This is a genomic window from Streptomyces sp. SID14436 (assembly GCF_010548465.1).
In the GTDB taxonomy this organism is placed as follows: Bacteria; Actinomycetota; Actinomycetes; order Streptomycetales; family Streptomycetaceae; genus Streptomyces.
Genome location: NZ_JAAGMD010000142.1, coordinates 1 through 7,802, shown reverse-complemented (window position 1 = coordinate 7,802; position 7,802 = coordinate 1). Strand labels below are relative to the sequence as shown.

Genomic DNA, 7,802 nt, shown 5'->3' with positions numbered 1-7,802 from the left:
CGACCCGGCCCGGCGGATCGCGTTCGCCGCCGCGGGTGAGCTCCGGCGCGCGGGGGTACCCGCCCAGGTACTTCCCGCGCTGCGGCAACGGCGGGACGTGGCCGACCAGTCGGGGCTCGACGCCCGGCAGCGGCAGGCCAACGTCGCCGGTGCGCTCGCGGTGGCTCCCGGCACCGGCCGGCTGCTGACCGAGGGACGGGTGGTGATCGTCGACGACCTGATGACGACGGGTGCCTCACTGGCCGAGGCGGCGCGCGCGGTGCGTGCGGCGACACGGTCCGGCCGTCCCGATGACGTGCGCGTGTCGCACGGCCGGCCGGATACGGCCGGCGGCCCGGCCTTCGGTCCGGGCATTCCTGCCGTCGGTTCGAGCATTCCGGCGCCCGCGCTCGTGTACACGGGTGAGACAGGGGAAGGGAGAGGGCAACGACGGAACGGACCGGGACGACCGGGAGCGGGACGGCGAGCCGCCCGCCCGACGGGCGCGGCCGGAGCCGGCCGCGCCGACGACAACGACACGACCGACGCGAACGACACGGACCGCCTGACCGCCACGAACGACGTGAACGACACGGACAGCTCGAACGACCTGAACAACGAGAACGAAGCGGACTACGAGCACGACCAGGGCGACGGGAACACGGCGCAGGACCGGGGCATGGTCCGGGCGGCGGTCGTCGCCGCATCACCGGCCTCCTTCGAAATAAACCGGAACTGACAGGAAACTTGCGTCGTTGCAGGTATTGAGAGGCCGAATTCACCTGAACGGAGGTACGCCGCGGTAGAGGGTGACGACATCCGTCCGGGCGAGATATGTTCGGTTGTGAGGGAAAGCCGCAGGCCAGACCTCTCGAATCCGAATGCCGAGGCATGGGTTTTCCGTATTGACCCGAGCCGGTGGAGTGGAGATCTCGTCCGCGGGGGAGGAGGTGGAAGTCACCGAGTCCGAGGTTCCGGGGGTCACCGGAGCCGGGTGCAAAAGGGAGACACTCCGCACCGAGGCGGAGTGATCCGGGAACGGAGTTCTGCGTGGACATCGTCGTCAAGGGCCGCAAGACCGAGGTGCCCGAGCGGTTCCGGAAGCACGTGGCCGAGAAGCTGAAGCTGGAGAAGATCCAGAAGCTCGACGGCAAGGTGATCAGCCTCGACGTCGAGGTGTCCAAGGAGCCCAACCCCCGACAGGCCGACCGCTGCGACCGGGTGGAGATCACCCTGCGCACCCGCGGTCCGGTGATCCGGGCGGAGGCCGCGGCGAGCGACCCCTATGCGGCGCTCGACCTGGCGGCGGAAAAGCTGGACGCCCGGCTGCGCAAGCAGCACGACAAGCGCTTCTCGCGACGTGGCGCACGCAGGATCTCGGCCGCCGAGGTCCCCGACCACGTCCCGGGTGCGGCGACCCTGAACGGGACCGGCGCGAACTCCTCGCAGGAGGAGACGGAAGCCGTCCCGACCAAGAAGATCGGCTCGCTGGAAGTACAGGGTGACGGTCCCCTCGTCGTCCGCGAGAAGACCCACGTGGCCGCCCCCATGACGCTCGACCAGGCGCTCTACGAGATGGAGCTGGTCGGGCACGACTTCTACCTCTTCGTCGACTCCGAGACCAAGGAGCCCAGCGTCGTCTACCGGCGCCACGCCTACGACTACGGCGTGATCCACCTCCAGACGGACACGATGGTCACGCAGACCAACTCCCCCGAGGCAGGCGGGACGCTCGGCGGCTGACCCGCCGGACGACAGCGGTGCCGGTGCCCCTGGTGCGCGTGTGCGCCCCCAGGGGCACCGGTGTGCGCCCCCCGCTGGTGCAGCGCGCTGTCACCCCTGCGGCGTCCGGCATGGAATCATGGCGGCAGCGGTCCAACCGGTGGGCCGTTGCCTTGGGTTGGCGATGGCTCAGAACCACAGGCCACAGCCTTCAGGGGGAGGAACGATGGCGGACAGCTTTGGACCGATGCGTGACGAGGACGCCGACGACGGCGTCGTCGGCATGGGCCCGGCTGCGGGTGCACCCCGCAAGGAACCGATCAGAGTCCTTGTGGTGGACGACCACGCGCTGTTCCGCCGGGGACTGGAGATCGTCCTCGCGGCCGAGGAGGACATCCAGGTCGTGGGCGAGGCGGGGGACGGCGCCGAAGCCGTGGAGAAGGCCGCCGACCTGCTGCCCGACATCATCCTGATGGACGTGCGGATGCCCAAGCGGGGCGGGATCGAGGCCTGCACCTCGATCAAGGAAGTCGCCCCCAGCGCCAAGATCATCATGCTGACGATCAGCGACGAGGAAGCCGACCTCTACGACGCCATCAAGGCGGGCGCGACCGGTTACCTCCTCAAGGAGATCTCCACCGACGAAGTGGCCACCGCCATCCGCGCGGTGGCCGACGGACAGTCCCAGATCAGCCCGTCCATGGCGTCGAAACTCCTCACCGAGTTCAAGTCGATGATCCAGCGCACCGACGAGCGCCGGCTCGTGCCCGCGCCCCGGCTGACGGACCGTGAGCTGGAAGTGCTCAAACTCGTCGCCACCGGAATGAACAACCGGGACATCGCCAAGGAACTGTTCATCTCCGAGAACACCGTGAAGAACCACGTGCGCAACATCCTGGAGAAACTGCAACTGCACTCCAGGATGGAGGCCGTGGTGTACGCGATGCGGGAGAAGATCCTCGAGATCCGCTAGGAGCCGGACCCCGGCGGATTCCCGCTCGCCGGCACCGGTCTTCCGGTGCCGGCGGTCAGGCGAGCGCGGTCAGGCGAGGGCGTGGGCGAGCTCCGCCGTCAGGGGCTCGCGCAGCTCCTCCCGGTCGAGGCGCTCCACCCGGACGTCCGTGCAGTCCACCCAGCCGGCCGCCTCCACCAGCGCCCGGGCGAGCGCCGGAACCGCCCGCGGGCCGTCCAGCGCGACCTGCTTGGCGACCAGGGTGCGCCCCTCGCGCGCCGGGTCGACCCGCCCGACGAGGCGGCCGCCGGAGAGCACCGGCATGGCGAAGTACCCGTGCACCCGCTTCTGCTTGGGGACGTACGCCTCCAGGCGGTGCGTGAAGCCGAAGATCCGCTCCGTGCGGGCCCTTTCCCAGACCAGGGAGTCGAACGGCGAGAGCAGCGTCGTGCGGTGCCGCCCGCGGGGCGGGGACGCCAGGGCCCGCGGATCCGCCCAGGCCGGCTTGGCCCAGCCCTCGACGGTCACCGGGACCAGACCCGAGTCCGCGATCACTGCGTCCACCTGTTCGCCCTTGAGGCGGTGGTAGTCGGCGATGTCCGCGCGGGTGCCCACGCCCAGGGCCCGGCCGGCCAGGCCGACCAGCCGGCGCAGGCACTCGGTGTCGTCCAGGTCGTCGTGCAGCAGCGCGGCGGGCACGGCACGCTCGGCCAGGTCGTAGACCCGCTTCCAGCCGCGCCGCTCCACGCACACCACCTCGCCGTACATCAGGGCGCGTTCGACGGCGACCTTGGCGCCGGACCAGTCCCACCACTCGCTGGTGCGCTTGGCGCCGCCCAGCTCCGTCGCCGTGAGCGGGCCCTCCGCGCGCAGCTGCTTGACGACCTGGTCGTAGGCGCCGTCGGGCAGCTCGTGGTTCCAGTGCGGGCGGTTGCGGTAGGCGCGGCGGCGGAAGGCGAAGTGGGGCCACTCCTCGATCGGCAGGATGCACGCGGCGTGCGACCAGTACTCGAAGGAGTGCGGCGGCTGCTGCCCTCTTCTCCAGTACGCCTCCTCGACGGCCGCACGGCCCACGGCGCCCAGGCGGGCGTAGGCGATGAGCTCGTGGGACCGGGCGAGGACGGAGATCGTGTCGAGCTGCACCGCCCCCAGGTGGCGGAGCACACCGCGCACCCCCGAGCGGCGGTCCGGTGCGCCGAGGAAGCCCTGGGCCCGCAGCGCGATGCGCCGGGCCTCGTCGGCCGAGAGTTCCGTGGTCGGACGCGGGAGGGTCGTCATACGTCGGCACGATAGACCGCGGCACCGACAACGCCCGCCCGGCCGGGCCTCACGCGGGCGCCGGGAGATACGGCGCGGACGACGGCAGGCCCAGGTCGGACGGGAGCAGCGAGCCCACCCAGCAGTCCCGCAGGACGCCCTTGTTGTTCAGCGCGGAACGCAGGGTGCCCTCCACGACGAAGCCCGCCCGCTCCGCCACCGCGCGCGAGGCCCGGTTGCCCACCTCGGCGCGCCATTCCACGCGGTCCACCGACATCCGCGTGAAGGCCCAGCGGCAGACCGCGAGGGTGGCCTCGGTGATGTGGCCCCGGCCGCGGTACTCCTTCGTCCCCCAGAAGCCGATCTCGCCCGCGCCCAGGGACCGCATGGTGAGGCCGAGCATGCCCGTCAGCTCCCCCGAGGGCAGGAAGACGCCGAAGGTGAACATCGAGCCGTCGGCCCAGCCGTCCGGGGCCATCTGCTCCGTGAAGCCGCGCGCGTGCTCGGGCAGGTAGGGGGAGGGGATGCTGGTCCAGCGCTGGATCTCGGGGTCCTGGCAGGCCGCGTACACGGCGTCGGTGTCCTCGGGGCCGACCGTGCGCAGGACGAGCCGGCCGGTGGTGAGCGTGACGGGGTCCATCGGCCGATTCTGCTCGCCGGTCCGTGCGCGGCGCCATCCGCTGCGCCGTGAGTGAGGCGGTGGTCACCCTTCGCACAAATTCCCCGGGGGATGCGGCACCATCGGCGGGGTCCGTCCGTTGTCCTCTGTGGAGCAGTCGTGCAACAGATGTGAAGCAGCCGACGGTCACCGCCCCTGCGGGCCTCCCGGCGTGGTGGGGTCCTCGCATACGATGGCCGTTGCCCCGTCAGTGAATCGGTAACCGACCGTCCCAGGCCCGACCGGCAAGGAGACCAACCCCCGTGTCCGTCCTCTCGAAGATCATGCGTGCAGGCGAAGGCAAGATCCTGCGCAAGCTGCACCGCATCGCGGACCAGGTCAACTCCATCGAAGAGGACTTCGTCGACCTCTCCGACGCCGAGCTGCGGGCCCTCACCGATGAGTACAAGCAGCGCTACGCAGACGGTGAGAGCCTGGACGACCTGCTCCCCGAGGCCTACGCCACCGTTCGCGAGGCCGCCAAGCGCGTCCTCGGCCAGCGCCACTACGACGTGCAGATCATGGGCGGCGCCGCCCTGCACATGGGCTACGTGGCCGAGATGAAGACCGGTGAGGGCAAGACCCTCGTCGGCACCCTGCCCGCGTATCTCAACGCGCTCGCCGGCAAGGGCGTCCACATCATCACGGTCAACGACTACCTGGCCGAGCGCGACTCCGAGATGATGGGCCGCGTCCACAAGTTCCTGGGCCTCGACGTCGGCTGCATCCTCGCCAACATGACGCCGGCCCAGCGCCGCGAGCAGTACGCCTGCGACATCACCTACGGCACGAACAACGAGTTCGGCTTCGACTACCTCCGCGACAACATGGCGTGGTCCAAGGAGGAACTCGTCCAGCGCGGCCACAACTTCGCCATCGTCGACGAGGTGGACTCCATCCTCATCGACGAGGCCCGTACGCCGCTGATCATCTCCGGCCCGGCCGACCAGGCCACCAAGTGGTACGGCGACTTCGCCAAGCTGGTCCGGCGCCTCAAGCGGGGCGAGCCCGGCAACCCCCTCAAGGGCATCGAGGAGACCGGCGACTACGAGGTCGACGAGAAGAAGCGCACCGTCGCGATCCACGAGTCCGGCGTCGCCAAGGTCGAGGACTGGCTGGGCATCGACAACCTCTACGAGTCGGTGAACACCCCGCTGGTGGGCTACCTGAACAACGCCATCAAGGCCAAGGAGCTCTTCAAGCGCGACAAGGACTACGTCATCATCGACGACGAGGTCATGATCGTCGACGAGCACACCGGACGTATCCTCGCCGGCCGCCGCTACAACGAGGGCATGCACCAGGCCATCGAGGCCAAGGAAGGCGTGCCGATCAAGGACGAGAACCAGACGCTCGCCACGATCACGCTGCAGAACTTCTTCCGCCTCTACAAGCGCCGGGACCACGACGGCAAGGAGATCCCGGGCCTGTCCGGCATGACCGGTACGGCGATGACCGAGGCCGCCGAGTTCCACCAGATCTACAAGCTGGGCGTGGTGCCCATCCCGACCAACCGGCCGATGGTCCGTAAGGACCAGTCCGACCTGATCTACCGCACCGAGGTCGCCAAGTTCGAGGCGGTCGTCGACGACATCGAGGAGAAGCACCGCAAGGGGCAGCCGATCCTCGTCGGCACCACCTCCGTGGAGAAGTCCGAGTACCTCTCCCAGCAGCTCAGCAAGCGCGGCATCCAGCACGAGGTGCTCAACGCCAAGCACCACGAGCGGGAGGCGTCGATCGTCGCCCAGGCCGGCCGCAAGGGCAGTGTCACGGTCGCCACGAACATGGCCGGCCGCGGTACGGACATCAAGCTGGGCGGCAACCCCGAGGACCTCGCCGAGGCGGAGCTGCGTCAGCGCGGCCTCGACCCGGAGCAGCACATCGAGGAGTGGGCGCAGGCCCTCCCCGAGGCGCTGGAGCGGGCCGAGCAGGCGGTCAAGGCGGAGAAGGAGGAGGTCGAGCGGATCGGCGGCCTCTACGTCCTGGGCACCGAGCGGCACGAGTCGCGGCGGATCGACAACCAGCTGCGCGGTCGTTCCGGCCGTCAGGGCGACCCGGGCGAGTCCCGCTTCTACCTGTCGCTGGGCGACGACCTGATGCGGCTGTTCAAGGCCCAGATGGTCGAGCGCGTGATGTCCATGGCCAACGTGCCGGACGACGTGCCGATCGAGAACAAGATGGTCACGCGTGCCATCGCCTCCGCCCAGTCGCAGGTCGAGACGCAGAACTTCGAGACGCGTAAGAACGTCCTGAAGTACGACGAGGTCCTCAACCGCCAGCGCGAGGTCATCTACGGCGAGCGGCGCCGCGTCCTGGAGGGCGAGGACCTGCAGGAGCAGATCCACCACTTCATGGACGACACCATCGACGCCTACGTGCAGGCCGAGACCGCCGAGGGCTTCCCCGAGGACTGGGACCTGGACCGGCTGTGGGGCGCGTTCAAGCAGCTCTACCCGGTGAAGGTCACCGTCGAGGAGCTGGAGGAGGAGGCCGGCGACCGGGCCGGGCTGACCGCCGAGTTCATCGGCGACTCCATCAAGGACGACATCCGGCGGCAGTACGAGGAGCGCGAGGCGCAGCTCGGCTCCGAGATCATGCGTGAGCTGGAGCGCCGGGTCGTGCTGTCGGTCCTGGACCGCAAGTGGCGCGAGCACCTCTACGAGATGGACTACCTCCAGGAGGGCATCGGCCTGCGCGCCATGGCGCAGAAGGACCCGCTGGTCGAGTACCAGCGCGAGGGCTTCGACATGTTCCAGGCCATGATGGACGGCATCAAGGAGGAGTCCGTCGGCTACCTGTTCAACCTGGAGGTCCAGGTGGAGCAGCAGGTCGAGGAGGTTCCGGTCGAGGACGCCCCGCAGCCGGCGGCTCAGGACGCGGTGCCCGCGCAGGCCGGGGCCGCCCGCCCCGAGATCCGGGCCAAGGGCCTCGATGCCCCGCAGCGGCGCAACCTGCACTTCTCCGCGCCCACCGTGGACGGCGAGGGCGGCACCGTCGAGGGCGAGTTCGCCGAGGACGAGCCGGTGCGCTCCGAGGCCGACGGCCTCACCCGCGCCGAGCGCCGCAAGCAGGCGCGGGGCGGTCGCCGCCGCAAGAAGTAACCGGCAGGCGCCTCCGGCGAGGCGGACCGCACTGACCGGGCCGAGGGCCGGACACCCCGAGGGTGTCCGGCCCTCCGGCGTCCCCGGGGGCGGGTCGCCGCCGGGCAGCGGTGCGGGGGTAGGGCCTGCGGCC

Annotated in this window: 6 protein-coding genes; 4 read left to right on the top strand and 2 right to left on the bottom strand. The window is 70.0% G+C overall.

Annotated elements, in window-relative coordinates:
• From G3I53_RS33620 to G3I53_RS05350, 3 genes are all read left to right on the top strand, one after another.
• The coding region (locus G3I53_RS33620; protein WP_239063580.1) for a hypothetical protein at positions 1-718 on the top strand (718 nt) is incomplete at its 5' end.
• A gap of 311 nt (positions 719-1,029) precedes the next feature.
• Positions 1,030-1,722, top strand: a complete 693-nt coding sequence (raiA, locus tag G3I53_RS05355; RefSeq protein WP_164337533.1) for a ribosome-associated translation inhibitor RaiA — start codon at positions 1,030-1,032, stop codon at positions 1,720-1,722.
• A gap of 205 nt (positions 1,723-1,927) precedes the next feature.
• Positions 1,928-2,674 carry a response regulator transcription factor gene (locus tag G3I53_RS05350; protein ID WP_164337534.1) on the top strand — a complete coding sequence of 249 codons (747 nt, stop codon included), beginning with the start codon at positions 1,928-1,930 and terminating at the stop codon, positions 2,672-2,674.
• Positions 2,675-2,743: 69 nt separating this feature from the next.
• On the opposite strand, the gene G3I53_RS05345 is transcribed toward G3I53_RS05350, so the two are convergent.
• Together G3I53_RS05345 and G3I53_RS05340 are read right to left on the bottom strand one after the other, a co-directional pair.
• Positions 2,744-3,931: a crosslink repair DNA glycosylase YcaQ family protein gene (locus G3I53_RS05345; RefSeq protein ID WP_164337535.1), complete on the bottom strand. Its 1,188-nt coding sequence runs from the start codon at positions 3,929-3,931 to the stop codon at positions 2,744-2,746.
• A 49-nt stretch (positions 3,932-3,980) separates the two neighbouring features.
• Complete coding sequence (locus tag G3I53_RS05340; RefSeq protein WP_164337536.1) at positions 3,981-4,550, bottom strand: GNAT family N-acetyltransferase; 570 nt, start codon at positions 4,548-4,550, stop codon at positions 3,981-3,983.
• 281 nt (positions 4,551-4,831) lie between these two features.
• Between G3I53_RS05340 and secA the strand changes: the two genes are divergently transcribed.
• Complete coding sequence (secA, locus tag G3I53_RS05335; RefSeq protein ID WP_164438070.1) at positions 4,832-7,669, top strand: preprotein translocase subunit SecA; 2,838 nt, start codon at positions 4,832-4,834, stop codon at positions 7,667-7,669.
• The last annotated feature ends 133 nt before the right edge of the window (positions 7,670-7,802 follow it).